The sequence below is a fragment of the Pseudomonas sp. LBUM1660 genome (assembly GCF_059695935.1).
In genome coordinates this window covers 1,446,034-1,468,058 of the sequence record NZ_CP166795.1, presented here as the reverse complement: position 1 = coordinate 1,468,058, position 22,025 = coordinate 1,446,034, and the positions used below count along the sequence as shown (strand labels likewise).

Genomic DNA, 22,025 nt, shown 5'->3' with positions numbered 1-22,025 from the left:
AAGACCCTGATGAGGATCATCCTATGATGACAGTAAAAGCCCCGCGTGTAGGAATGATATCGTTAGGGTGCCCAAAAGCACTGGTCGACTCCGAGCGCATCCTTACCCAGCTGCGTATGGAAGGCTATGACGTCGTGTCCACTTATGAGGACGCCGACGTCGTGGTGGTCAATACCTGCGGCTTCATCGACTCGGCAAAAGCCGAATCCCTGGAAGTGATCGGCGAAGCCATCAAGGAAAACGGCAAGGTCATCGTGACCGGCTGCATGGGCGTCGAAGAAGGCAACATCCGCAAGGTGCACCCAAGTGTGCTGGCCGTGACCGGTCCGCAGCAGTACGAGCAAGTGGTCAATGCCGTGCACGACGCCGTGCCACCGCGCCAGGATCACAACCCGCTGATCGACCTGGTGCCGCCACAAGGGATCAAACTGACCCCGCGCCACTACGCCTACCTGAAGATTTCCGAAGGCTGCAACCACAGCTGCAGCTTCTGCATCATCCCGTCGATGCGCGGCAAACTGGTCAGCCGTCCGGTCGGTGACGTGCTCGACGAAGCCCAGCGCCTGGTCAAGGCCGGCGTCAAAGAGCTGTTGGTGATCTCGCAAGACACCAGCGCCTACGGCGTCGACGTGAAGTACCGCACCGGTTTCTGGAACGGCGCGCCGGTGAAAACCCGCATGACCGAACTCTGCGAAGCCCTGAGCACCCTCGGCGTCTGGGTGCGCTTGCACTACGTTTACCCGTACCCGCACGTCGACGAGCTGATCCCGCTGATGGCCGCCGGCAAAATCCTGCCGTACCTGGACATCCCGTTCCAGCACGCCAGTCCGAAAGTCCTGAAAGCCATGAAACGCCCGGCCTTCGAAGACAAGACCCTGGCGCGGATCAAGAACTGGCGCGAAATCTGCCCAGACCTGATCATCCGTTCGACCTTCATCGTCGGCTTCCCCGGCGAAACCGAAGAAGACTTCCAGTACCTGCTGAACTGGCTGACCGAAGCGCAACTCGATCGCGTCGGCTGCTTCCAGTACTCGCCAGTCGAAGGCGCCCCGGCCAACCTGCTGGACGCGGCCATCGTGCCGGACGACGTCAAGCAAGACCGCTGGGACCGCTTCATGGCGCACCAGCAAGCTATCAGCTCGGCGCGCCTGCAAATGCGCGTTGGCCGTGAAATCGAAGTGCTGGTCGATGAAGTCGACGAGCAAGGCGCCGTAGGCCGCTGCTTCTTCGACGCCCCGGAAATCGACGGTAACGTGTTCATCGACAACGGCAGCAACCTCAAGCCGGGCGACAAAGTCTGGTGCAAAGTGACCGACGCCGACGAATACGACCTGTGGGCTGAACAGATCTAAACGCAAAAAATACGAAAAGCCCCGCTCTCTTGACGAGATGCGGGGCTTTTTTACGTCTATCGTTTTGTGGGAGAAAGGACTCGCACACTCAACGGTAAAAAGGGGCATTCGGCCATGCGCCAACATTCGGTCATCCACACGCCGAAACAGAGCGACTACGAAGAACTCACCCAAGTCTGGGAAGCCTCGGTGCGCGCCACCCATGACTTTCTGCCGGACAGCTACATTGAATTGCTGAAGAACCTGGTGCTGACCCGCTACCTCGATGCGGTGATGCTGATCTGCACCAAGGACTCGCGCCAGCGCATCACCGGGTTTGCCGGGGTGGCGGCGGGCAAGATCGAAATGCTCTTCATCGACCCCGCCCACCGAGGCCAGGGCCTGGGCAAACAGTTGCTACGCTATGCCATGGAGCACTTGAACGCGGATGAACTGGACGTCAACGAGCAGAACCCGCAAGCGCTGGGGTTTTACTTCAAGCAGGGCTTCGAGGTGATTGGTCGGTCGGAAGTCGATGGCATGGGCCAGCCTTATCCGCTGTTGCACATGCGCTTGCGCCAAAACCAGCAGCGCTCACAACATGCCTGACACACCATAGAGCCCCTGTGGGAGCTGGCCTGCCAGCGATGCAGACGCTACGGTTTGTCAGATACACCGAGGTGATGCAATCGCTGCGATGCGGCGACCCGACAGGCCCGCTCCCACAGGAAATACAACCGCATTGAAATGGAGCCGGGATTAACCAGCGCCCAGCAGGTACAATGCCCACCCCTTTTTTGTTACGGCCCCTGTCATGACTGACCCGATTCGTCTCTCCAAACGCCTCATCGAACTCGTCGGCTGTTCCCGTCGGGAGGCTGAGCTGTTCATCGAGGGCGGCTGGGTCACCGTGGACGGCGAAGTCATCGACGAGCCGCAATTCAAGGTCGACACCCAGAAAGTCGAGCTCGACCCTGAGGCCAAGGCCACTGCGCCGGAGCCGGTGACCATCCTGCTGAACGTGCCCGTGGGCATGGACGCGGAAACCGCGATGGCGACCATCAGCGCCGAGACCCTGAGCGAAGAACACCGCTTCAGCAAACGTCCGCTCAAGGGCCACTTCCTGCGCCTGACCGCCAGCACCGACTTGCAGGCCAATGCCAGCGGTCTGCTGGTGTTCACCCAGGACTGGAAGATCCTGCGCAAGCTCACCGCCGACTCCGCCAAGATCGAACAAGAATATGTCGTCGAGGTAGAAGGCGACATGGTGGCTCACGGCCTCAACCGCCTGAACCACGGCCTGACCTACAAAGGTAAGGAACTGCCGCCGGTCAAGGCCAGCTGGCAGAACGAAAACCGCCTGCGTTTTGCGATGAAGAACCCGCAACCGGGCGTGATCGCCCTGTTCTGCCAGGCCGTTGGCCTGAAGGTCGTCGCCATCCGCCGCATCCGCATTGGCGGCGTGTCCATCGGCAAAGTGCCGTTGGGGCAATGGCGTTACCTGTCCGGCAAAGAGAAGTTCTAAGACTTTTCACGCCGCCACACATTTCGGCGCCGCTGCTTATGCCGCGCCCACTGCTGAATATCAGGATTGCACACCATGATTCATAACGACGTACTGCGCAGCGTGCGCTACATGCTCGACATCAGCGACAAGAAAGTCATCGAGATCATCAAGATCGGTGGCATGGACGTGTCCCTGGAAGACCTGCTGACCTACCTCGACAAGAAAGAGGAAGACGAGGAAGGCTTCGTGCGCTGCCCGGACGAAGTCATGGCGCATTTCCTCGACGGCCTGGTGATCTTCAAGCGCGGCAAGGACGAAAGCCGTCCGCCGCAGCCGATCGAAGTGCCAGTGACCAACAACATCATCCTGAAGAAACTGCGCGTGGCCTTCGAACTGAAAGAAGACGACATGCACGCGATCCTCAAGGCATCCGAGTTCCCGGTGTCCAAGCCTGAGCTGAGCGCACTGTTCCGCAAGTTCGGCCACACCAACTATCGCCCTTGCGGCGACCAGTTGCTGCGTAACTTCCTCAAGGGCCTGACCCTGCGCGTTCGTCCGCAGTAAGCCCACGCCATCTTTGAGCCGCACGCCTGCGGCTCAAAGGGCAGGCTGTATAGACCTTCATTCCGCGCAAAAATAGTGGCTCCGCTTCAGGCGGCTGACGACTAGGGTGTATGGACCCTCAGCTCTCAGGATTCGCCATGCACCCGTACTTTTCCCTGCAAGGCCGCACCGCTCTGGTGACCGGCGGCACCCGTGGTATCGGCAAAATGATCGCCAAGGCTTTTGTCGAGGCCGGCGCCACCGTGTACGTCTGCGCCCGGGATGCCGAAGCCTGTCAGCAAACGGCTGATGAACTGAGTGCCTTCGGCGTTTGCCACGGCGTGGCCGCCAACCTGGCCAATGAAGAAGGCGTACAGCAACTGACCACGCGGCTGGGCGAGCAAATCAGTCATCTGGACATTCTGGTGAACAACGCCGGCACCACATGGGGCGCACCTCTGGAAAGCTATCCGGTCAAGGGCTGGGAGAAGGTCATGCAGCTCAACGTGACCTCGGTGTTCAACTGCATCCAGCAGTTTTTGCCACTGCTGCGCAAGGCCGGTTCAGAGGCGAATCCGGCGCGGATCATCAACATCGGTTCGGTGGCGGGGATTTCTTCCTTTGGCGAACAGGCGTATGCCTACGGGCCGAGCAAGGCCGCCCTACATCAACTGTCACGGATTCTGGCGCGGGAGCTGGTGAGCCAGCACATCAACGTCAACGTGATTGCGCCGGGGCGTTTCCCGAGCAAGATGACGCAGCACATTGGTAACGATGAGCAGGCGCTGGCGGAGGATACGGCGCTGATTCCGATGAAGCGCTGGGGGCGCGAGGAAGAGATGGCGGCGTTGGCGATCAGCCTAGCGAGTACGGCTGGGGCTTATATGACCGGGAATATTATTCCGCTGGATGGTGGGTTCAGTCTCTGATACCCGCTTTTGTGGCGAGGGAGCTTGCTCCCGCTCGGTTGCGAAGCAACCGCCTACAGCACCGAGTTTCCCCTGGAGAAACTCGGTGAAGGTGTTTGGGGGCGCTTCGCACCCCAGCGGGAGCAAGCTCCCTCGCCACAGAGTGCGCATGGGCTATCATGTTCGCCCTCATTGCCGCCTCGACCCCAGACCATGACCTACAGCGTTTCCCCCATCGGCTTCGTGCGCTCCTGCTTCAAGGAGAAGTTCGCCATCCCGCGCCAGCCGCAACTGGCCCCGGCTGCTCGTGGTGTGTTGGAACTGGTGGCGCCGTTCGATCAGGGCGACGCGGTGCAAGGTCTGGAACAGGTGAGCCACGTCTGGCTGCTGTTCCAGTTTCATCAGGCCCTGGAAGAAAAGCCCCGCTTGAAAGTCCGCCCTCCTCGCCTGGGCGGCAACAAATCCATGGGCGTGTTCGCCACCCGCGCGACGCACCGGCCCAATGGCATCGGGCAATCCGTGGTGAAGCTGGACAAGGTTGAAGCCAATCGGCTGTGGATATCGGGCATCGACCTGCTCGACGGCACGCCGATTCTCGACATCAAACCCTACGTGCCTTACGCGGACATCGTCGACACGGCCTCGAACAGCATCGCCAGCGCCGCGCCACTGCTGATTCCCGTGCAGTGGACGGATTCAGCGCTGCAACAGGCTCATGACCATGCTCAGCGCCTTGAAGAGCCATTGGTGGAACTGATTGAGCAATGCCTGGCACAAGACCCACGTCCGGCGTACCAGATTCCTACGCCTGAGCGGGAATATGGCGCGCAGTTCTGGGATCTGGATGTGCGCTGGCATTATCCCTATGCGAGCGTCATCCGCGTCCTGGAAGTCATTCCCGCAAAAACCTGAACACCAGAAACCACTGTGGGAGCGAGCCTGCTCGCGATAGCGGTATGTCAGTCGACAGTAATGCTGACTGATACACCGCTATCGCGAGCAGGCTCGCTCCCACAGGGAAAGCAAAGCCGTCAGGCGTTGTGCTTATTTCTCGACGAACGCACGCTCGATCAGGTAGTCACCCGGCTCGCGCATCCGCGGCGAAACTTTCAGGCCGAAGCTGTTCAACACTTCGCTGGTCTCGTCGAGCATGCTCGGGCTGCCGCACAGCATGGCGCGGTCGTCCTGCGGGTTGATCGGTGGCAGGCCGATGTCGCTGAACAGCTTGCCGCTGCGCATCAGGTCGGTCAGGCGACCTTCGTTCTCGAACGGCTCGCGGGTCACGGTTGGGTAGTAGATCAACTTGTCGCGCAGCGCCTCGCCGAAGAACTCGTTCTGCGGCAGGTGTTCGGTGATGAACTCGCGGTAAGCGACTTCGTTGACGTAGCGGACGCCGTGGCACAGGATCACTTTTTCGAAACGCTCGTAGGTTTCCGGGTCCTGGATGACGCTCATGAACGGCGCCAGGCCGGTGCCGGTGCTGAGCAGGTACAAATGTTTGCCAGGCTTCAAGTCATCCAGCACCAGGGTGCCGGTAGGCTTCTTGCTGATGATGATCTCGTCGCCTTCCTTCAGATGCTGCAACTGGGAAGTCAGCGGGCCATCAGGCACCTTGATGCTGAAGAACTCGAGATGCTCTTCCCAGTTCGGGCTGGCAATCGAGTAAGCGCGCATGAGCGGCCGGCCGTTGGGCTGTTGCAGGCCGATCATCACGAACTGACCGTTCTCGAAGCGCAGGCCCGGATCGCGGGTGCACTTGAAGCTGAACAGAGTGTCGTTCCAGTGATGAACACTGAGGACACGCTCGTGGTTCATGTTGCTCATGTACGTGGGACTCCTGGAGATTTTGCCTGCGCCGCTGATGTGCGCAATTGCATCGCATTCTAATGGCAGCGACAATATCTGTTAAATGGATTATTAAGATAAGGGTTATCGGTTATATAGATATGCGATTTACTCTCCGTCAACTTCAAGTATTCGTCGCCGTCGCCCAGCAGGAAAGCGTATCCCGGGCTGCCCTGACGCTCAACCTCTCGCAATCGGCGGCGAGCACCTCGATCACCGAGCTAGAGCGTCAGTGCAGCTGCCAGCTGTTCGACCGCGCCGGCAAACGGTTGAGCCTCAACGCCCTCGGCAAACAGCTATTGCCGCAAGCGGTGGCGCTGCTCGACCAGGCCAAGGAAATCGAAGACTTGCTCAACGGCAAGTCCGGCTTCGGCTCCCTGGCGGTCGGTGCGACCCTGACCATCGGCAATTACCTGGCCACCTTGCTGATCGGCAGCTTCATGCAGCGCCATCCGGAAAGCCAAGTGAAACTGCACGTGCAGAACACTGCCAATATCGTGCAGCAAGTCGCGCACTATGAAATTGACCTGGGTCTAATCGAAGGCGATTGCAGTCATCCGGACATCGAGGTGCAGAGCTGGGTCGAGGATGAACTGGTGGTGTTTTGCGCACCGCAGCATCCGCTGGCCAAACGTGGCTTGGCGACCATGGAAGAACTGACCCACGAGGCCTGGATTCTGCGGGAGCAAGGTTCTGGCACGCGGCTGACCTTTGACCAAGCCATGCGTCATCACCGCAGCGCGCTGAATATCCGACTGGAACTGGAACACACCGAAGCGATCAAGCGCGCGGTGGAATCAGGCTTGGGGATTGGCTGCATTTCGCGCCTGGCGCTGCGCGATGCATTTCGCCGCGGCAGTCTGGTGCCGGTGGAGACACCGGATCTGGACCTGGCGCGGCAGTTCTATTTCATCTGGCACAAACAGAAATATCAAACGTCAGCGATGCGCGAATTCCTCGACCTGTGCCGCGCGTTCACCGCAGGGGTTCAGCGCAGCGACGAGATCGTGCTGCCCTCCATCGCTTAAATCAGAATCACCGCCCACACCAGCGCGATCATGCTCAACGCCACTAACTGCGCGGCGCTACCCATGTCCTTGGCATTTTTGGACAGCGGGTGTAACTCAAGGGAAATGCGGTCGATGGCCGCTTCCACTGCCGAATTAAGCAGCTCGACGATCAACGCCAACAGGCAGACCGCGATCAACAATGCCTGCTCGACGCGGCTGACGTTCAGAAAGAACGAAAGCGGGATCAGGATGACGTTGAGCAACACCAGCTGCCGAAAAGCCGCTTCACCGGTGAAGGCTGCGCGCAGGCCGTCCAGCGAGTAACCGGAAGCGTTAAGGATGCGTTTGAGGCCGGTTTGGCCTTTGAAAGGAGACATAGAGTAGGCAACTGACCAAAAAGGAGTGGGAAAGCTAGATCAACCAAAGTCAAAAAAGCGTGAACAGGCCAACTCTTAGTGGCTCGAAATTGACTCAAGTTGTTGCAAGAGCAACGCTGCCTGGGTGCGAGTCCGCACATTCAGCTTACGGAAAATCGCCGTGACATGAGCCTTGATCGTCGCTTCGGAAACGCTCAACTCGTAGGCAATCTGCTTATTCAGCAAGCCTTCACAGACCATGGTCAGCACCCGGAACTGCTGCGGCGTCAGGCTGGCAAGGCCTTCACTGGCCGCCTTGGCTTCAGCGGAAACACTCACGGCTTCGAAAGCCTGAGGCGGCCAGAACACATCGCCATCAAGTACCGCACGCACGGCTTTCTGGATGACGCTCAGGTCACTGGACTTGGGAATGAAGCCGCTGGCGCCGAACTCACGGGACTTCACCATGATCGAGGCCTCTTCCTGGGCCGACACCATCACCACCGGAATCTGCGGGTATTGACCGCGGAGCAGCACCAGCCCTGAGAAACCGTAGGCCCCCGGCATGTTGAGGTCCAGCAGCACCAGATCCCAGTCAGACTTTTCGTCCAGTCGGGTTTCCAGCTCGGCAATGCTTGCCACTTCCACCAGACGGACATCCGGCCCCAGGCCCAGGGTCAACGCTTGATGCAAGGCGCTACGAAAAAGAGGGTGGTCATCGGCAATCAGGATTTCGTATGTGGCCATTTTTCTAATGATCCTGTTTTTCAAACAACTCAAGGCACAGCCACGGAGCTGCACCAACAGGGCACGTTCAACCCCAATTACGTGGCTGTCACGTATAGAATACGGCGTATCAAACTTTGGCCGCGCCCTAATCGGCGCCAAGCATGCCCAGCGTAACCGGGGTGGTCAAGGTGCATGGCCGGTACAGTTCTTTGCAGTATGGGCGACAATCAGCAAATGCCCGGGGCCGGGTTCTGCACGAAAGGCATTAGCTCGGTGTGGGCCGGCGTTGCCACGTTCATGTCCAGCTGATGTTTCGCGTCCAGGTAATGCTGGCTGAACACGTCGAAATAAGCGTCCAGCGCCGAGGCCGCCTCGGTATCGCCCGCCAGGTCCAGGCACAGTGCCGCCACTTCGGCGGTGCACAAGTGCTCACTGCGGGTGGAGCGGCGCAACCGGTACCGTGACAATTTCTCAGGCAACAGGCTCAGGATCGGCAGTCGATCAAAATAAGGGCTCTTGCGGAAAATCTTCCGGGCTTCGGTCCAGGTCGCGTCGAGCAGAATGAACAGTGGCCGCTTGGCGCTATCGGCTACGACGGTGTTTGTCACTCGCTCAGGCTCGACGTATTCACCCGGAAAGACCAGATACGGTTGCCATTGCGGGTCGGCCAGTAATGCCAGCAACTGCGGATCTGTTTCCGTGCGTGACCAGATAAAGGCATGGTTATCGCGCACCACGTCGGCGATCAGCCAACCGGTGTTGCTCGGTTTGAACACTTCTTTGTTGGTCATGATCAGGCACACGCCGGAGCGGGCCTCGACCTGCGGGCGCCAGGCGCACAGGCAATGACTCTCGATCACGCGGCAGGCACGGCAACGTGGCGCCCTCCAGCCACGGGCCTGAATCGGCTTGATGCCCTCCTCCTCTCGTTCGTCGCGCAAGCGGGCGACGGCGTTTGCCGCAAAGGCTGGGGTGACAGGGCTCATCGCAGGCAGCACCGGAGGGGAAAGAAAATCGACACGAATAACACTCGGCAAGTCAGGAAGTGGCGGCAGTTTATCAGAGCGACCGGCGCAAGCCTGTACCGTCCAGGCCCCGTCCCCTATAATTCGCCGCCACTGAACGCACAGTCATGTGACGGGTCGAACCACCAGTCACTGAACCAGGAGAGTTTCATGCTGCGCCTTATCGTTCCCACCGCTGCCATTTTGCTGGCGTCGTCCTTCAGCGCTCAGGCTGCGTCCTTGAGTGAGCAGAATCTCAACAGAGAACTGCAAAACGTCGCCACACAAAGCAGTGTCGGTACTCCACGGGCGATCAACGAAGACATTCTTGATCAGGGCTACACCGTCGAAGGCAACACGCTGATCAACCACCTGAGCGTACAAAGCAGCCACGCCAACAAGATGCGCGCCGACCCCAAAGCCGTGTATTTCCAGTTGGGTGCCTCTGTGTGCAACAACCCATCGTTCCGCAAACTGATGGCCAAGGGCGCGGTGATGCGTTACGACTTTACTGAAGTGAAGACCAACCGTTCCGTCGGCTCCGCCAGCTATCAGGACTCGGATTGCCCGAAAGCGGCCCCGGCCAAGAAGAAATAATCATCGGGATTTGGCGCGCCGCTGTTCCTCCTCGGCGCGCAGTTCTGCTACCAACGCCTGCAAATAACGCGAACGCTGCTCAGCGCCTTCCAGACGCCGGCAGCACTCCTCTTCAAGACTCAAATGATGGGTCTCGGCGGATGACTTCAGTAATCGATACAGATGCGTATCGATTTCCAGAACGACTCTGGCCATGGTTTCCAGCCTCCCTGCACCTCGCCCTGTTTGAGCGAAAAATCCTTGAAACGCTTGAACGGTGCGTCCCGCCTTTGACGCAAAGTTGTCGTGTCACGCCTGTAACTTAGTAAATCAGAGCGCCGGGCCTGCTGCTTGCGTTCAGACGAACGGTGAATGCACCTTGCAAATCGTCAATAAGCGGTTGCCAGGAAAGACTTTGCGGCGCAATGATCAACTCAGCGAGAATCTCTGCAAGGGTCTAGATTCAGAGTATTCACGATCACTTTTCAGGGCAGGAAAGGGGCTGCCCGTCGCTTGTCTTGTTGTGCGAACGTTTCTTTCATCCAAGGGAAAAACAGAGCCTGTATGGACGACTCGAACCGAGTCGAGTGGAGCGCCCAGGCATGGGCTTGGGCAGACAGCGACACATGAAGTGTCGCGGCGCTGACGACTGCTTTGTCGGTGCCAAGGGTTCTGTGCAGAAGGAGAAGTTGAATGCCTTACCAACCGAATGACCTCCTGAGCCGTCATTTCGAAGAAAGCGGCCACGACCTCATCAGCAAGGTCGAAGAGCAACTCAACCTGGTTTCACCCAACAGCCCCAATATCCCGATTTACCGCGACATGATCCTGACCGTGCTGCGCATGGCCCAGGAAGATCACAACCGCTGGAATGCCAAGATCACCCTTCAAGCCCTGCGTGAACTGGAACATGCCTTTCGCGTGCTCGAGCAGTTCAGGGGGCGACGCAAGGTCACGGTTTTCGGCTCGGCGCGCACACCGATCGAACACCCGCTGTATGGCCTGGCCCGGGAACTCGGCGCCGCACTGGCGCGCTCGGACCTGATGGTCATCACCGGAGCCGGTGGCGGGATCATGGCGGCGGCCCATGAAGGTGCCGGCCTGGAACACAGTCTGGGGTTCAATATCACCCTGCCCTTCGAGCAGCATGCCAACCCCACCGTCCAGGGCACAGGCAACCTGCTGCCCTTCCATTTCTTCTTTACCCGCAAGTTGTTCTTCGTCAAAGAAGCCGATGCGCTGGTCCTGTGCCCGGGCGGTTTCGGCACCCTGGATGAAGCGCTCGAAGTGTTGACGTTGATTCAGACCGGCAAAAGCCCACTGGTGCCGGTGGTGCTGCTGGATGCGCCGGGCGGCAAGTTCTGGCAAGGCGCGCTGGACTTCATTCACCATCAACTGGAGGAAAATCGCTACATCCTGCCCACCGACATGAAGCTCGTGAGCTTGGTCTACAGTGCCGAAGAAGCGGTAGAGCAGATCAATCAGTTCTACGGCAACTTCCACTCCAGCCGCTGGCTCAAGCATCAGTTCGTGATCCGCATGAACCACAAGCTCAGCGACCCAGCGCTCGAAGACATGCAGGAAGCGTTCGCCGACCTGTGCCTGAGCGATCACTTTCATCAGCACGCCTATAGCGGCGAGGAGCACGATGACGCGCAGTTCAGTCATCTGGCGCGGCTAGCCTTCAACTTCAACGCCAGGGATCATGGCCGCCTGCGGGAACTGGTGGACTACATTAACCTGCCGGAAAACTGGGCCCATTCCAAACCCCAGGCGCAACAGCGCACGCGAGAGCCGTCCAAGGTGACGTAAAGCAAAAAAAAGGCCCGCTATCGAAATAGCGGGCCGTTTTTATTCAATCATCCATTCCCCGACCGCTGAACAAGCGGCCGATCATTTCCATGGAGTATCCCCGATAACTCAGGAAGCGCCCTTGCTTGGCGCGCTCCCGAGCGTCTATCGGCAGATGCCCGGCAAATTTGCGTCGCCAGGTCTCCTCCAGTTGCTCCTGCCAATTGAGACCGCTCTCGCGCAAAGCGAGTTCGATGTCGTTACGTTGCAGGCCGCGCTGGCTCAGTTCTTCACGAATACGCAAAGGGCCGTAGCCGGAACGGGCACGGTAGGAAACGAAGCTTTCGAGGTAACGGGATTCGGACAGCAGACCCTCTTCCGTCAAACGGTCGAGTGCTGTGTCGATCATTTCAGGGGGAGCGCCGCGCTGACGCAGTTTACGGGTCAGCTCGACTCGACCGTGCTCGCGTCGTGCGAGCAGGTCCATGGCGGTTCGCCGCACCGCGACGAGTGTATCGAGTACGGCGGTCATCGGATCAATCAGATATCAGCGTCAGCCAGGTCATCAGCCGTCGCTTTGACTGGCGATGCTTTGACGTCTGGTGCAGGGGTCAGCAACTTGTCACGCAGTTGCTTCTCGAGCTTGGCGGCGATTTCCGGATTGTCTGCCAGGAACTTGGCCGAGTTGGCCTTGCCCTGACCAATCTTGGTGCCTTCATAGGCATACCAGGCGCCGGACTTCTCAACGAAACCGTGCAGAACACCCAGGTCGATCATCTCGCCGTTGAGATAAATGCCCTTGCCGTAAAGAATCTGGAACTCAGCCTGACGGAACGGCGAAGCCACCTTGTTCTTCACAACCTTGACGCGGGTTTCGCTGCCGACGACTTCATCGCCTTCTTTCACCGCGCCAGTACGACGGATGTCCAGACGAACCGAGGCGTAGAACTTCAACGCGTTACCACCGGTGGTGGTTTCCGGGCTGCCGAACATCACGCCGATTTTCATACGGATCTGGTTGATGAAGATCACCAGGCAATTGGCGTTCTTGATGTTACCGGTGATTTTACGCAGAGCCTGGGACATCAGACGGGCTTGCAGGCCCACGTGCATGTCACCCATTTCGCCTTCGATTTCAGCCTTCGGAACCAGCGCGGCCACGGAGTCGACGATGATCACGTCAACCGCGTTGGAGCGCACCAGCATGTCGGTGATTTCCAGGGCTTGCTCGCCGGTGTCCGGCTGGGAAACCAGCAGGTCGTCGACGTTGACGCCCAATTTGCCGGCGTATTCAGGGTCGAGGGCGTGTTCGGCGTCGACGAATGCGCAGGTCGCGCCGGCTTTTTGAGCCTGGGCGATCACGGACAATGTCAGTGTGGTTTTACCGGAAGATTCAGGACCGTAGATTTCAACGATACGGCCTTTTGGTAGACCGCCAATGCCGAGCGCGATGTCCAGACCCAGAGAGCCAGTGGAAATAGCCGGGATCGCCTGACGGTCCTGATCGCCCATACGCATTACGGCACCCTTGCCGAATTGACGTTCGATCTGACCCAGGGCCGCAGCCAAGGCTTTCTTCTTGTTGTCGTCCATTAAAGTCCTCACGTAATCAATAAGGCCTGACGGCCAACACCTGTATAAGTAGCCAGTATTATTCCACAGCGTTTCAGGATCGCCTACCCCTGATTTGAGATTTCTCCAGTGGCATGGCGCAGCAGCCCCTCTAGCGCGGCCTTAACCGTTTGTCGGCGGACCTCGTCGCGGTTGCCGGGGAAGTGCTGGACCTCGCTAAACACTGCCTCCCCGACGCCCCAGGCCAGCCAGACGGTGCCCACCGGCTTGCTCGCGGAACCACCGTCCGGCCCCGCTACACCGCTGACCGCGACGGCAAAACGCGCGTGACTTTTCTCCTGCGCGCCACGAACCATGGCCTCGACCACCTCGCGACTGACCGCTCCCACCGTTGCAAACAGAGCCTCGGGAACATTCAGTTGCAGGGCTTTCTGGCGGTTGGAGTACGTCACGTAACCGGCCTCGAACCACGCCGAGCTCCCGGGAATGCGGGTGATCGCCTCGGCGATCCCACCGCCGGTGCAAGACTCGGCGGTCGTGACCTGGGCATTGAGAACCTGCATGCGTCTGCCAAGTTCAGCGGCCAGCTGGGTGAGTTCTTTCACGGGCATCTCCTGAGCGAGCGGAATGAGAACTACCGTACACGAGCAGATCGCGCTTGCAAGGCACAGGATCGATCAAAATGTTAGCGAACGATGGCTCTGACATAGGCCTGACAGGCCTGCAAAGCAATCAGTGCGCTGTCGCCGGCGTCGGTGATGGCGATAATTCGTTGAGCATGCGCCGGGTCAAGTCGGGCTCGCGCAGTTCCATGATCCACGCCGCCGGTGCTGGAGGTGGGTGACATTGAACAGCCTGAGGCAGCGTCATCGACGTCGAGGAGGACTGACAGGCGCAGATCAGCAGTGGCGAGACGATCGCGCAGGCGACCTTGATCACGTCGGGCATCGCTAAGCGCTCGATAATGGGTTTGTTCACTGACCGATAGACGTTGCTCAAGCGCCAGACGCTTGTCGTGCTCGGCCTGCTGCTGCGTTGCGGCGGCCAGTGTCAGCTGATTGAGTGCCTCGGCGTGCAGCCTGGCCAGATCCGCGAGTTGCTGGCCATACCGCCAATCCTGAAAGTGCCAGGCCAGCGCCGCCGAACAGCCGGCCAACACCGCCAGTAACACAATCATGACGATTGCCCGATAAGAAACCGGCATCACACCGAAGGCTGACATAGCACCGCCCTCGCCCGCGCCCACAGTTGCAAGCGATCCTGCAAACCGTTCAGGCCACCGTTGATACGGCGAGTGATGCTGTTGAACTGATCGCGGTCCGCCAGTTCGTTGAGGCCGTTCTGTTGCCAGAACCAGGCGGCTGATTCGGCGGCCCATTGGGGTTTTTCCAGCAGCTGCGGAATAAACACCAAGCGATCATCGCCGAACAGCCCAAGACTGCATTGGCGGTAGTTGTCGCGACCGGTGATCTGGATCAGGCCTCGACCGCGGTATTTTTGGCCGTCGCCGTCGGGCTCCGGGGTATTGCCCAAACGTGCGGCCAACGTGCCGGTGTCGTACTTGCTCAAATACTGATCGCTGCCGAGTTCTCGCACGTATTGAAGCTGTCCAGATTCATGGCCAACTTGTGCAAGGAAGGCGGCGACGCGTTTCGGGGTATTGATGTTGAAGCGAACCATTGCGCTGTTGAGAGCGGAAATGAAAACGCCCGCTTGGCTGCGGGCGTTGGGCATGATGGTTTCCAGCAGTTGCTGCGTAACAGTCATGGTTATACCCATAGACAGGATGGAAAAGTGACTCGGTCGCCACCGGCAGAAATCAAAAAATGTCCGTCAGGACCGAGCGTCCAGACAGGTCGCCTCGATCGAACACCGATAGCTGTTCTGACGACTGCCGCTGGCCGTAACCTTGTCGATTGACCAACGACCACGCATGAAATCGGGCCATGTACTGTCCAGCAGCACCAGACCTTCGGCGGACAATCCTGGATTGCCGGGACAGTCGATCTTCACCTTCAATGCTTCACGCATCATCCGGCGTACCTCGCCCTCACTGGCAGCCCGGGCATCGCCTGCACTCTGGTAGCGCTGGCGCATCGTCTTGAACGGCGCGATGCCGCTCTCCACCACCTGCACTTTGCCGGCGACCGCGTCCCACCAGCCGGTTTTGCAACCCTGATATTTCGCCCGGGCGGTTTCCACCAACACTGCGGAGATAAAGGCGTTATCGCCCGGGCGATTGTTGGTCGTCACCGACAGCTTAATGTTCGGTAGAACTTTGCCCGACAAGGATTTCGTCTGACCGCGCCGCGCCAACACATACAGTTCGTTGATCGGTTTGGCGACAGCGTCATGAAGGTGGGCCAGCCGGGTCAGAAAACCCATGTCCGTTTCGTTGGACTGATCGATGTGTTCGATTCTGATCAGCGCCAGCTCGGGTGCGACACGAGGCGAAAACCCATGCCTGGACGTCAGTTGGCGAAACAGTGCACCCAACGTCGTCGGACCATGGCTGACCGATCGACGCTGCTTGAAACCGGTCAGGTCCGCAGCGCTGAACGGTGCCGCCGTGGCCACTAGCGTCAGACGCAACGGGAACAGCGTCGGTGTACGTCGTGTAATGACGAACTCGCCTTTGTCCACCAGTCCCGACTCCCGATAACCGACTCGCAGACCGATCTTTCCACCCAGGTCCGGCAAGCCTTCAATCCCGTCCAGACTGAGGGTCAGCGTCAAACTATCGGACTCGATTCCCGCCGCATCGACGTGCTGCCAGGAGAGCAATCGTTCGTTGAGCAGCGCAGCATTGGCGCCATAAATTTCCACCGCGGGGGTGAATCCCAGTGACATGTTGCCTCCTTAATCCCAAGCCGAAACCGGCGTGGGTGCAACGGGTTTTGCATCCACTTCCGGCAGGACCACCCACACCCCCGCCGGCAACACTGCAGCGTATTCGGCCAGTCCCGGATTGAGCCGCCAGAGCGCTTCCTCGACGGCGTCGTCACAACGCCCGAGCTCGCGGTAGAGCAACAGGTTCACCGAATCACCGGCAATACTTCGAACCCTACGCATTGACGACCTCCATCAACTCGATCGACCAGTCGACTACCATCGCGGTACCGTCATCGATGATGTTGTTCTGGGTTTCGGACACATCGTTGATCCGCCACAAGCCCCAGTTACGACCAATGCCGTCAACCAATGGCAAAGGGATGCGTAGCGCCTGCAAGGCACGCAGTTCATCGAGCCGATCCATGGCGGTCGCGTACATTGATTTGCCCGAAATCGTCAGGGTTTGCAGGCCTTGGCCGATCTGGCTGGACTTGGGTTTGCTGGTGAGAATGTCGATGTTCGTCCAGCCACCGCTCGACTTGTGCACCAGGGCGCTGTAGGCGAAGTTTCTGGACAGGCCGAAGATGAAACTGCCCAGGACCATTTGCTGGCGCATTACGTACCTCCGTCGGTCAGGGCCGCGTCACTTCGTGCAGAGAGCGGATTGATCATCATCGGCATAAACTCGCCGTTGAACTGCATGCGCAGATTCGCCATGATTTTCTCAGTCAGTCGATCAGAGTCCGTCGGATCGGCACCGGTGATCTGGATGACGGGCGAGTAGTTGAACTGCCGGTTGTCCATGGGGTTGCGGGTCAGGTCCTTGCTGACCTGATCCGGTGACCTAAGCTGGTCAACCTCGGTGTAGAGAGATTCACCAAGTATTTCCCCGCCCTTACTGCCGGCGTAGGAACCGATCAGGCCGCCGACCAAAGCGCCAATTGCAGTGCCCACGACCGGGACCGGGATGAAACTGCCGATCAACGCGCCGGCGGCAGCGCCCGCATAACCGCCGGCCAAACCGCCGACGCCCGATCCGAGCGCACCGGAAGCGGCTTTGTAATCACCCGCCAGCAGCGCTTTAACGCCGTCGTAACTCGCGCTGGCGACCGCCATGGGAGCGCCCAGCCGGCCGGTGAAGGTCTTGGCTCTGGCCATCGAAGTGACCAGTCGACTGTGCATCGCAGGACGTGGGGCTTTGGTGTTTGCGGCCCCCAGTGGTTTCTGTTTGCCGTTGTTGTCCGGCGTACCGTCGCCTGTCTTTCTCCGGTCTTGACCAACGACCTCGTCACTTCCCGGCAGCTTGATGGCAGCGTCCGGTTTCAGCAGCTCTGTTTTTGCGGAAGAAACAATCGACGTCAGCTTGTTCATGATCGCCCCGCGAAACGGGGTCGCGAGCGCTGCGCCCAGCAAGGACAATCCGGCGATGACCTTCGGGAACGTCTCAACCACCGAACTGAGGCCACTGACCACCAGATCGGCGCTGACCATCGCGAGATCAGCAATGGGCGCCACTGCGTTAGCGAGCCCCGTATTGAGACGGGTCCCGCTTGCGTCCAGTGCATTCCAGCGCGCTTGCGAGGTATTGCCACGGGCGTCGGCAGTCTCTGCCATTGAGCCTTTGCTCTTATCGGCCGCCACCGTAAACGCGGTGTTCAGGTCCTTGGGGCTCTTCAGCAATTCGCGGATGCCGGCATCGCCCTCAAACAGCGTCTTGATCAATGCACCCTGTTGCTCGGCAGGCTTGCTACTCAGCAGCGCCAGCACTTCCTTGATTGCTCCCGATGCGTCCGTGCGCATCCTACTGGCCAGTGCCCCCGGCTCGATATCAAGCTCGGCCCAGGCAGCCCGTTGCTCAGGTGTAGCCTTGTCGCTCTTGCCGAACGCCGTGCCCAGTGTTTTCAACGATGCCCCGGCGCCGTCCTTACTCACGGAAGCGCTCAACAGGGCCGCAGCGATTGCAGCCACATCCTCAGGCTTCATGCCCGCCGCGAGGCCAGTCTCGCCGCCGTTTTTCACCACCGAACCGATGTCCGCTGCCGTGGCTTTCAGATCGACACGGGTGCCAAGGCGGTTGACCGCGTCGCCCAGGTCAAGACTTTTTGCCCGATCAAGTCTAAACGAGCTATGCCAACCGGACATCAACTCGCCGGCCTCCTTCACGTCAATTTTGTACGCAGACGCCATGATGCCGGTGTCGCGAGCGAAATCCGTCAGCACTTGCTCAAAGTCATCCGACTTGACGTTTTTGACCAGGCCCGCATTGACCGCTGCCAGTTGCACCTGCACCAGCTGCACACCCGTCGTGCCACTAGGAGAGATGCGTTTTTCGGCGGCAATTTTCGAGGCTGCATCCGCCAGCGCCTGAAGAGTTTCCGGGTCCAGCTGCAACTTTTGATTGAGGTCAACCAGAGCCGTCTGCATCGCCATTGCCGGCTTCAAATCTTCAGGTGGCGCACGCTGGTCAACCTCGGCCTTGAGCTTTGACTTGGCCTCCCCGGCTGGCGCAGGTGCCGGCGCATTTGCCTTGAGCAGCGACTGCTGCGAAGACAGGGTGCTGTTCAACGACACCAGCGTTTCGCGCAGCTTTTCCTGGGCCTCCACCAACAGACGGATGTCGAGGCTGGCGGTGGTGAGTGCCAGGTTCAACCCCGACAAAGGATCCGTGATACCGGCTAGTCCCGGTGTTTCTGATGCACTGCCGAGTGGCGGCAGCTCAATGTTCTTGATCTGCGCACCGGGCGGCGAATATTTACTCTCTGCCATCCCGCTCTACTCCTGTTTCACGCCAAGGCGAGTGATCGCGATGTCGTAGCGGCGCAATGCCTTGCCGGCGTCCCATTCCAGAATTTCCGCCTCACTTACCGAGTAAATGAGCGGCACCACATCGAGGATTACTTCGATGTCGCGCTCCGAAAGAAGTCCGCCGGTTTGTTTAAAAAATCGTCGATGCGTACCTGAAGCTGTGTCCAGTCGGGCACGGTCAGCAGGTCCAGATCGGGAATCATCAGGCCGGTGCAATGGGCGGTGATGAACTCGGCGCGTTCCTTGGCCGTTTTCAGTTTTTTCATCGCTTTGGTGGCACGCAGTACCGGCATTTCCAGGGTCAGAGAGGTCAGGCTGCGGCCCGCTGCATCGAGCGGTTGCAGCAGTTGAACTTGGTCGGGATCGTTCGATGCTGATTCAGCTTCGGTGTCCCGCTGTAGAAAATACGACGCCGGAAGGGTCGACATCTCATGCACGTACTGCGCGATGCTCACGTAGTCCGGGCGTTTGAGCTGGTCGAGTTCCTTGACCGAGAGGCCGGTAGCCAATTTCGCCAGCTCGAAGAACTGATCGTCTTCATCGTTGCCGGCGCGAGTCAGGGCTTCTTTCTGTGCGGCGTAAAACAGTGGCTTGAGCTGGATTTGCTCGAGTGGCGATTGGTCGTCGGCGGTGATCGACGACAACAAGACGTGAACGGGAGGCGTCCAGGACATGAAATGAATTCCTTGGGTGTGCAACCTGTGGAAGCCGGCCTGTAGCGATGGCGGCGACAAACCCGACATCAATGTGTCAGGCACGCCGCTTTCGCGAGCAGGCTCGCTCCCACAGGGACTGCGTTTAACCGGGTTGCATGGGGGTAGTGCGAGGGGTTACGGAATCAAAACAGCGCGGCGGGCATCACCGAGAATGTCCACGCCGTTGAGCACGAACTTTTGCGTGCGCACGTCGATGTCGATCACCGGAATGCCATTTTCGAGGCGGTTGTAGGTGCGGCAGGAGAGTTCGAGCGTGGTGGTGGGTTTATCGTTCATCTTGAGTGTGGCTTCAGTCAAAGACTTAAGTTGACCGCCAACGGTGTGGTACGTGAACCAGGTATTGCCGTCCTGATCCTGACCCGCCTCGCGCACGTTGAGCAGAATGTCTTCCCCCAGCTTCACGCCTAGGGCGAGCATGATTTCCGGCCCCATACCTTGCAGAACCAGTTTGGCTGATAGCGCGGTGGCACTTTTGGCCATTGACTCGCTAATGAAGCGCCCGCCCACCATTGTTTCCATTACAAAATCAATCTTCGGCGGTTCGAAACTTTCCACCGTCGCCGACAACGGCAGGCCTTGTAGGGTGGCCGCGATGGCCTGTCTTACGCGGTTGGTAAACATTAGAGAACGTCCTCCAGGAACTGCTCGATGATTTCATCGCGGGCATTGAGTTGATAAACCATGTGTTCGTTCGGCGCGTAGCGGCCGTAGTCGATGACGATGAACCAGGTGCCGTTCTTGTACTTCTCGACGCTGTTCAATTCCGGGTGCAGGTACACGCTGCCGCCCGGGATGGTTTCGTCGGCGACCAGGGTTTGCAGCCAGTCGTTGATGCGTTTGACCTCCTGGTCCATGAACGACTTGGTCAGATTCTTGGCCATGGCTTTCTGACCCGCCTTGACCAGCTTGCGGCTGATGGCATCTTCGAGGCCGACGTAGCTGATGAACTTGCCGGTGATGGAGCGGTTACCCAGAAGCGAGAAGCCGCCAAGGATGGTCCGGGCGTAGTAGCTGATGCCGTAGCGGTTGAGCAGATCGCCTTCGGTGGATTTGTCGAGGATGTTGTATTCCACGACCCGCGACACGTCTTCGGCGTAGGTCACCTGGTTGCCCGGGCTTTCCCATTGCTTGACCTTGGCCAAGGCGGCGATGGCCAGACTCGATGGCGACAGGAAGACGTTTTTCTTCGCCGCCTTGGAGTACACCGACGGCATGTTGTGCACCAACAGGCAACGGTCGAAACCGAGGTCCGCACCGCCGAGTTCCTGGCTGTAGGTCACTTGATCGGCCACCGCGGCATCCTTGCCGTCGAGTACCACACGCGCCTTGATGCGCTTGCCGAACGAGGCAAACTCGCTGGCCACGGCTTTGGTGCCGGTGAAGCCTGGTGCGCCGATGATGGTCAGGTCTTCCGGGACGCCGCTCAGTGCGGCCAGGCCCAATTTGCGACCGGTCAGGGGCTCAACGCCGCCAATCACGTTATTCGCCGTATCCGCCGGAGTCGCCCCCTCTTCGACGATGACCACGTAGACCGGCACCTTGACCACTTTCAGGATCTGGAACACCGCGTGAAACAGCGTGCCCGACTCTGTGCCGGTCGGATCGAGCAGCGCCTGGGTGGTGAAGCTGTTGATGCGGAAAGGCGCATTGCGCGGAATCAGCAGATCGGCTTTCGGCGCAGTGCCGATCAGACCGATGACGTTGTCACCGAGGCCACCCATGGCCTCGGGGGATTCGGTGGCATTGACGCTAATGCCGTTGTGCTCGAAGTTCAGAACCTCAGCCATGTTATTCAGCCTTCTTGGCAGCGGCCTTCACGGCCTTGGTGGATGTGGATTTCAGCTCCAGGCGACCGGCGCTGAGCAGTGCGTTGGCTTCGACGTCGAGCAGGTCGAGTTCCTGGCCGGCGGTGGACCAGTGACCGCGTCCGACGGGGAATGGGATGAGGACGGTGTAGGTTTGGCGTTCTGCCATTTGGGTTTCTCCAGATATGAAAAAGCCCCTGAGAGAAGGGGCTGTCGGGTGTTGGTTAGCGGATAAGAAAACGCCCCGACGGTGCGGGGCGTTTATTTGAGCTGGCCAGACAGCCAGGTGGGTGCAACCGGGCGGTGATACGCCTGGGGAAACTCCGCCCCTTGCGGCCAGTCGCGCAACTCGCGACGGTAGACTTGCAGCTCGGCGTATTGCTCGGTTGTCAGGGTCGTTGCGCCGCCACCATCCAGTTCGTCGCGCTGACGTGCCACGATGCCATCGGTTTTCGCCAACTGCCCATCACGCCAGGTGCGCTCTAAGTCAGCCAATTGCTCAGGAGCCATCGGCGGACGCTCAATCAAAGAGGGTGGATCCGTATCAAAGTTGATCTTGATCAACTGCGACTGGCCGTTCAAAAGCTCGGCGTGCAGTTCGAGCGATATTTCGACAGCGTCCGCGGGAAGCTCTCCGCCCAAATCTGAATCGTGAAAAAGACCGGTTGTCTTACTGCTGTAAATCATCTGATTTC

The 22,025-nt window shown here is 59.2% G+C and carries 28 protein-coding genes; 9 read left to right on the top strand and 19 right to left on the bottom strand.

The features are described from left to right. The first annotated feature begins 26 nt into the window (after positions 1 to 26). The 6 genes from rimO to tsaA all read left to right on the top strand — a co-directional run bounded on the left by rimO (position 27) and on the right by tsaA (position 5,201). The gene (rimO, locus tag ACA068_RS06830; RefSeq protein ID WP_497310549.1) at positions 27 to 1,352 is read left to right on the top strand and encodes a 30S ribosomal protein S12 methylthiotransferase RimO; all 1,326 of its coding nucleotides are present in this window, start codon (positions 27 to 29) and stop codon (positions 1,350 to 1,352) included. A 114-nt stretch (positions 1,353 to 1,466) separates the two neighbouring features. After that, complete coding sequence (locus ACA068_RS06825; protein WP_497308603.1) at positions 1,467 to 1,940, top strand: acetyltransferase; 474 nt, start codon at positions 1,467 to 1,469, stop codon at positions 1,938 to 1,940. Between the two features lie 205 nt (positions 1,941 to 2,145). Next, positions 2,146 to 2,856 carry an rRNA pseudouridine synthase gene (locus tag ACA068_RS06820; RefSeq protein WP_010462687.1) on the top strand — a complete coding sequence of 237 codons (711 nt, stop codon included), beginning with the start codon at positions 2,146 to 2,148 and terminating at the stop codon, positions 2,854 to 2,856. A gap of 75 nt (positions 2,857 to 2,931) precedes the next feature. Continuing rightward, positions 2,932 to 3,402 carry a YehS family protein gene (locus ACA068_RS06815; protein WP_083374900.1) on the top strand — a complete coding sequence of 157 codons (471 nt, stop codon included), beginning with the start codon at positions 2,932 to 2,934 and terminating at the stop codon, positions 3,400 to 3,402. Between the two features lie 137 nt (positions 3,403 to 3,539). Further along, positions 3,540 to 4,310: an SDR family oxidoreductase gene (locus ACA068_RS06810; RefSeq protein WP_497308601.1), complete on the top strand. Its 771-nt coding sequence runs from the start codon at positions 3,540 to 3,542 to the stop codon at positions 4,308 to 4,310. A 192-nt stretch (positions 4,311 to 4,502) separates the two neighbouring features. Further along, on the top strand, positions 4,503 to 5,201 hold the full coding sequence (gene tsaA / locus ACA068_RS06805; protein WP_497308600.1) for a tRNA (N6-threonylcarbamoyladenosine(37)-N6)-methyltransferase TrmO: 699 nt from the start codon (positions 4,503 to 4,505) through the stop codon (positions 5,199 to 5,201). A gap of 132 nt (positions 5,202 to 5,333) precedes the next feature. Here tsaA and fpr read toward each other — a convergent pair whose 3' ends face one another. Beyond that, positions 5,334 to 6,113: a ferredoxin-NADP reductase gene (gene fpr, locus ACA068_RS06800; RefSeq protein WP_003443014.1), complete on the bottom strand. Its 780-nt coding sequence runs from the start codon at positions 6,111 to 6,113 to the stop codon at positions 5,334 to 5,336. A gap of 122 nt (positions 6,114 to 6,235) precedes the next feature. On the opposite strand from fpr, the gene ACA068_RS06795 reads away from it, so the two are divergent. After that, positions 6,236 to 7,162 carry a LysR family transcriptional regulator gene (locus tag ACA068_RS06795; protein WP_497308599.1) on the top strand — a complete coding sequence of 309 codons (927 nt, stop codon included), beginning with the start codon at positions 6,236 to 6,238 and terminating at the stop codon, positions 7,160 to 7,162. Here ACA068_RS06795 and ACA068_RS06790 read toward each other — a convergent pair. The 3 genes from ACA068_RS06790 to ACA068_RS06780 all read right to left on the bottom strand — a co-directional run bounded on the left by ACA068_RS06790 (position 7,159) and on the right by ACA068_RS06780 (position 9,215). Next, positions 7,159 to 7,521 (bottom strand): diacylglycerol kinase, encoded by a 363-nt coding sequence (locus ACA068_RS06790; RefSeq protein WP_497308597.1) that lies wholly within the window; start codon positions 7,519 to 7,521, stop codon positions 7,159 to 7,161. The two genes, ACA068_RS06795 and ACA068_RS06790, sit on opposite strands and share 4 nt — an antisense overlap. Positions 7,522 to 7,596: 75 nt before the next feature. After that, positions 7,597 to 8,247 carry a response regulator transcription factor ErdR gene (gene erdR, locus ACA068_RS06785; protein WP_010462704.1) on the bottom strand — a complete coding sequence of 217 codons (651 nt, stop codon included), beginning with the start codon at positions 8,245 to 8,247 and terminating at the stop codon, positions 7,597 to 7,599. A 209-nt stretch (positions 8,248 to 8,456) separates the two neighbouring features. Further along, positions 8,457 to 9,215 carry a tRNA-uridine aminocarboxypropyltransferase gene (locus ACA068_RS06780; protein ID WP_497308595.1) on the bottom strand — a complete coding sequence of 253 codons (759 nt, stop codon included), beginning with the start codon at positions 9,213 to 9,215 and terminating at the stop codon, positions 8,457 to 8,459. 189 nt (positions 9,216 to 9,404) lie between these two features. Between ACA068_RS06780 and ACA068_RS06775 the strand changes: the two genes are divergently transcribed. Continuing rightward, positions 9,405 to 9,830: a PA3611 family quorum-sensing-regulated virulence factor gene (locus ACA068_RS06775; RefSeq protein ID WP_497308594.1), complete on the top strand. Its 426-nt coding sequence runs from the start codon at positions 9,405 to 9,407 to the stop codon at positions 9,828 to 9,830. Here the strand turns inward: ACA068_RS06775 and ACA068_RS06770 are convergent, their stop codons facing one another. Further along, a complete protein-coding gene (locus ACA068_RS06770) occupies positions 9,831 to 10,025 on the bottom strand; it encodes a hypothetical protein (protein ID WP_497308592.1) in 195 nt (64 codons plus the stop codon). Positions 10,026 to 10,502: 477 nt separating this feature from the next. Here ACA068_RS06770 and ACA068_RS06765 point away from each other — a divergent pair, with 477 nt between their 5' ends. After that, entirely contained in the window at positions 10,503 to 11,621 is a 1,119-nt protein-coding gene (locus tag ACA068_RS06765; protein WP_497308591.1) for an LOG family protein, read from the top strand. Positions 11,622 to 11,664: 43 nt separating this feature from the next. On the opposite strand, the gene recX is transcribed toward ACA068_RS06765, so the two are convergent. The 14 genes from recX to ACA068_RS06695 all read right to left on the bottom strand — a co-directional run bounded on the left by recX (position 11,665) and on the right by ACA068_RS06695 (position 22,017). Then, positions 11,665 to 12,132, bottom strand: a complete 468-nt coding sequence (gene recX, locus ACA068_RS06760) for a recombination regulator RecX (RefSeq protein WP_497308589.1) — start codon at positions 12,130 to 12,132, stop codon at positions 11,665 to 11,667. 8 nt (positions 12,133 to 12,140) lie between these two features. Further along, a complete protein-coding gene (gene recA, locus ACA068_RS06755; protein WP_403106900.1) occupies positions 12,141 to 13,193 on the bottom strand; it encodes a recombinase RecA in 1,053 nt (350 codons plus the stop codon). Between the two features lie 83 nt (positions 13,194 to 13,276). Further along, complete coding sequence (locus tag ACA068_RS06750) at positions 13,277 to 13,783, bottom strand: CinA family protein (RefSeq protein ID WP_497308587.1); 507 nt, start codon at positions 13,781 to 13,783, stop codon at positions 13,277 to 13,279. Positions 13,784 to 13,857: 74 nt separating this feature from the next. Continuing rightward, on the bottom strand, positions 13,858 to 14,394 hold the full coding sequence (locus ACA068_RS06745) for a lysis system spanin subunit (protein WP_497308585.1): 537 nt from the start codon (positions 14,392 to 14,394) through the stop codon (positions 13,858 to 13,860). Beyond that, a complete protein-coding gene (locus ACA068_RS06740; RefSeq protein ID WP_497308583.1) occupies positions 14,376 to 14,939 on the bottom strand; it encodes a glycoside hydrolase family 19 protein in 564 nt (187 codons plus the stop codon). Before ACA068_RS06740 ends, ACA068_RS06745 begins: the two co-directional genes overlap by 19 nt. A 66-nt stretch (positions 14,940 to 15,005) precedes the next feature. Beyond that, positions 15,006 to 16,022: a phage late control D family protein gene (locus tag ACA068_RS06735; RefSeq protein WP_497308581.1), complete on the bottom strand. Its 1,017-nt coding sequence runs from the start codon at positions 16,020 to 16,022 to the stop codon at positions 15,006 to 15,008. Between the two features lie 9 nt (positions 16,023 to 16,031). After that, entirely contained in the window at positions 16,032 to 16,244 is a 213-nt protein-coding gene (locus ACA068_RS06730; protein WP_497308579.1) for a tail protein X, read from the bottom strand. Then, positions 16,237 to 16,620, bottom strand: a complete 384-nt coding sequence (locus ACA068_RS06725; protein WP_497308577.1) for a phage tail protein — start codon at positions 16,618 to 16,620, stop codon at positions 16,237 to 16,239. The genes ACA068_RS06730 and ACA068_RS06725 overlap by 8 nt, the downstream gene beginning before the upstream one ends. Beyond that, a complete protein-coding gene (locus tag ACA068_RS06720; RefSeq protein WP_497308575.1) occupies positions 16,620 to 18,770 on the bottom strand; it encodes a phage tail tape measure protein in 2,151 nt (716 codons plus the stop codon). Before ACA068_RS06720 ends, ACA068_RS06725 begins: the two co-directional genes overlap by 1 nt. Before the next feature lie 128 nt (positions 18,771 to 18,898). Beyond that, positions 18,899 to 19,483 carry a phage tail assembly protein gene (locus tag ACA068_RS06715; protein WP_497308573.1) on the bottom strand — a complete coding sequence of 195 codons (585 nt, stop codon included), beginning with the start codon at positions 19,481 to 19,483 and terminating at the stop codon, positions 18,899 to 18,901. 156 nt (positions 19,484 to 19,639) lie between these two features. Continuing rightward, positions 19,640 to 20,146, bottom strand: a complete 507-nt coding sequence (locus tag ACA068_RS06710; RefSeq protein ID WP_497308572.1) for a phage major tail tube protein — start codon at positions 20,144 to 20,146, stop codon at positions 19,640 to 19,642. Next, a complete protein-coding gene (locus ACA068_RS06705) occupies positions 20,146 to 21,312 on the bottom strand; it encodes a phage tail sheath protein (RefSeq protein WP_497308570.1) in 1,167 nt (388 codons plus the stop codon). Before ACA068_RS06705 ends, ACA068_RS06710 begins: the two co-directional genes overlap by 1 nt. A gap of 1 nt (position 21,313) precedes the next feature. Continuing rightward, a complete protein-coding gene (locus ACA068_RS06700) occupies positions 21,314 to 21,499 on the bottom strand; it encodes a hypothetical protein (protein WP_497308568.1) in 186 nt (61 codons plus the stop codon). Between the two features lie 92 nt (positions 21,500 to 21,591). Continuing rightward, positions 21,592 to 22,017 (bottom strand): phage tail assembly chaperone, encoded by a 426-nt coding sequence (locus ACA068_RS06695; RefSeq protein WP_497308566.1) that lies wholly within the window; start codon positions 22,015 to 22,017, stop codon positions 21,592 to 21,594. Between the last annotated feature and the right edge of the window lie 8 nt (positions 22,018 to 22,025).